This is a genomic window from Massilia oculi, from assembly GCF_017582745.1.
Classification (GTDB): Bacteria; Pseudomonadota; Gammaproteobacteria; order Burkholderiales; family Burkholderiaceae_D; genus Telluria; species Telluria oculi_A.
Genome location: NZ_JAFVIM010000066.1, coordinates 1 through 3,027, shown reverse-complemented (window position 1 = coordinate 3,027; position 3,027 = coordinate 1). Strand labels below are relative to the sequence as shown.

At 50.2% G+C, this 3,027-nt stretch carries 1 protein-coding gene; it reads right to left on the bottom strand.

The features are described 5' to 3' along the window. Positions 1-2,449 precede the first annotated feature (2,449 nt). Positions 2,450-2,869 carry a response regulator gene (locus tag J3U95_RS28035; RefSeq protein ID WP_208281743.1) on the bottom strand — a complete coding sequence of 140 codons (420 nt, stop codon included), beginning with the start codon at positions 2,867-2,869 and terminating at the stop codon, positions 2,450-2,452. Positions 2,870-3,027 lie beyond the last annotated feature (158 nt).

Here is a 3,027-nt window from a genome sequence, read left to right as displayed (position 1 = left end):
ATGGCGCCGCGTACCTGGAAGCTTGCTGCCAACCAGTTCGCCATCATGTTCGGCGAACGCTTCACGAACGCGATTAATTAACTACGAAATTCTGGCCCCGCACACAGAATTTCTGACAGGTCCTCATTTCCTCATTTGTTCCGATATAAATTTCGGTGTTTTCAATATGCCAGAGCCCGCCATAATCAGGAGTACAGTTGTTGTTGTCATATGCACAGTAGAACCTGAATAATTCTTCGTCCTTACTGATCGTCCAACAACCTTTAGTGGCGGCTAGTGCACCAGATCTATGGTAGTAAACAGATAGATAGTCAGGACGTGTTTTGCACGAATATAGGACATTGTTATTATCCGTAGATTTAACAATTGGCTTGTATGTATGATTGCAGCTCATGGCTCCTCTTTACCGTTACTTTGTTGAATCAGACACAGTCGGGGGTTTAACATACCTTTCCAGTGTGAAACCAGAATCTGCTTTCCAGGGTGGCGATCTTTACAGCGTACGTCGCACATGTCGTGCTCGAATGTCTTTTACTCGCTGGCTGTAGGGCGGATGCTACGCTAAAGGAGCGCCGGCCATCCCTATCCCGCAGAACTCGGGCGGACTGATGCCTAAGTTATAGACACGACCGCCTCGACTCGACCACGCTCCATGCGCACCGCCATGTCCGTGTCCTTGAGAGACGCATAACGGCTCAACCCGTCCGTTGAAATCGAAACCATGGTTGGCTGGTCCAGCTTTTCGATGACTATGTTGTAGGCAGTGCAGTCTTTATTCCGTTGAGGGTGCTGCAGTGAGTACGATTGCCACTATAGAATATCGCGCGGATCTGGTTACCGCTGAAAGAACGACGATATCCATTTCTAGCTGTCGCTCGAGTAGCCCCAGATTACGGTGTCGATCTTAGTTGTCTCGCCCCCTTCGTGAATCGTACGTCTGCCTTGGAATCGGTCGCCTGCAGGTCCTGGTATTCATGCACCGGCATGACGCGATTCTCGTCCATCTTGTTCTGTTACTTTCGGTACTGCGACAGTATAAGAGAAGTCGCATTGCGTTGGTGAGAGAACAATATGGAATTATCGTGCGTGAGCCTTGAACCATCTTCCCAAGAATCTTGTACTTCGTTATTTTCGTCTAATGGGAAGCCGCAGCAACCATTAGAGGGATAGTTGTCGACAAGTGATGCTCCGTATTTTTCTGATAGAAAAACGTAGAAGATCGCGTCCTGCACGAACTACTGAAGCGGTCCGCTATATAGACGCTGCAGCTATACGGCCAGTTATGACAAGCGGCTAGGTTGCACAGCGGTTACGCTAACGTCAGAAAGCAAAAAGCCCAACCATGAAGGCTGGGCTAAGTGCTTAATTATACTGGTGCCGACTGCAAAGATCGAACCTACTTCCCAACCTTGTACGAGTGGAGCGAGGGGTGCTGCAAAACCCAATCATATCAACGACTTACTGATTAGCGCAAGCAAAATGTAAGCGCGCTAAAGGTGTCTTATGTTACCTAATGTGGTGCTCAAGTGATACCTCTGGCCTCTTGGGATGGAGGTAGCGCCCGCCCATACCGGGGGGTACTTATAGCGTCAAGTCGGAGGCTACCTTGTACTTGTCGGGGCGGGCCGTGGGGGGCGGGGGTATGCCTGTGTGTGTGGAAAATCCTTCTCGTCCGTCAAACGCCCAATAACAACAACAAAACAAAAGGGTTTAACACTTTTGCAAATTGATCCCAAATGGGAAGGTAGAGGGGGTCTTTTTGTCAGCAATATCGAAAGATCGCCTAGGGCTGATTGCGCTGCCGTGCCGCCGCTCTGCTTACCCTGCTACACAGTCAGCGGACATGGCTTTCTCTACCCGGCTGATCCCTGCATACCATCGTAGCCGATGCTGACCATTCGGACCGCACATAAGCCAACACTGTTCTTGCCTCGTACCTGGGTGCGCTGAAGCCACCAAAGCCTCTGTAAGGCCACAAGGCTTGGCAAGCCACCGCAAACCCTCAACTCAATCGTTCAGCAGCGCCAGCGCCTTCCTAAGGCTCCCTGATAGCCTTCATGTAGAACAGGCACAGAAAAGTCCATTCAACTTGCTATACTGTATATGCGTACAGTATTTAAAGGTGCAATCATGCAGGTCAAAATGGTCAGAATGTTCAATCGTGGTGTTGAAGTAGATCGACGAATGCTCAACGACCGCTCTACCGTTAAGCATAGGGGAAAGCTCATCATTGCGGATGAAACAGACCAAGGACGCCACCGGCCCACGAAGGTAGCCCGTATTGAAAGTTCCCGAGGGACTGTATGCGAACTAAGGGACGTTACCGTTGTATGGGTAAATGAGGGTCGAATTACCCTGACAGGCGATGAGCGCATACCGAACGAACAGGGCAAGTTAGTCTGCTACAAACAGTCATGGCTGTGTATGTTAGACGAGTTGCAAGCGGCCTCTAATTCCACAAGGTCTTGAACTGTTTAGGACGTTCGCCGTAGTAGAGGGCTATTGACTCAGTCAATGCCTCCATGGAGACAGGTTTCAGTAGGTAGCCGTCGAATCCGGCTGCTTTCGCCATGTTTTCAATGCCGGAATAATGCAGTCCGCTCACGGCAATCATGAGCGTATGCTCCAGTTCTGGCATTTGGCGCAGGCGGGTCGCCAATTCAAACCCGTGCATGTCCTGAAAGACCAAGGACGTATAGACGATGTTTGGTCGAAGTCCTTCAACCAAGTCTAGCGCCTCAGCCGGTGACTGGACAGCCGTTGCACTATGTCCAAGGATGGTGAAAAGCGCCACAAATATTTCCCGTACGTCCTCATCGCGCTCAACGAGCAAAACTCTGAGTGGTTCAGAGGTCCCATTGTCCTGCATAGCCAATCGTCCCATAGTCCCTTAAACCGTTCCGCTGAATCGCCACGAGTTCACTAGACACTCCTGAGCCTATAATTGTAGGTTCAAGGAGAAGTTATGAGCGGCAAGCGGTACACCGAAGAATTCAAGATTGAAGCAGTCAAGCAAGTGACAGAGCG

Excerpts from the sequence above, each read along its gene's own strand:
- J3U95_RS28035 (WP_208281743.1), bottom strand. The coding sequence starts at position 2,869 with ATGCAGGACAATGGGACCTCTGAACCACTCAGAGTTTTGCTCGTTGAG.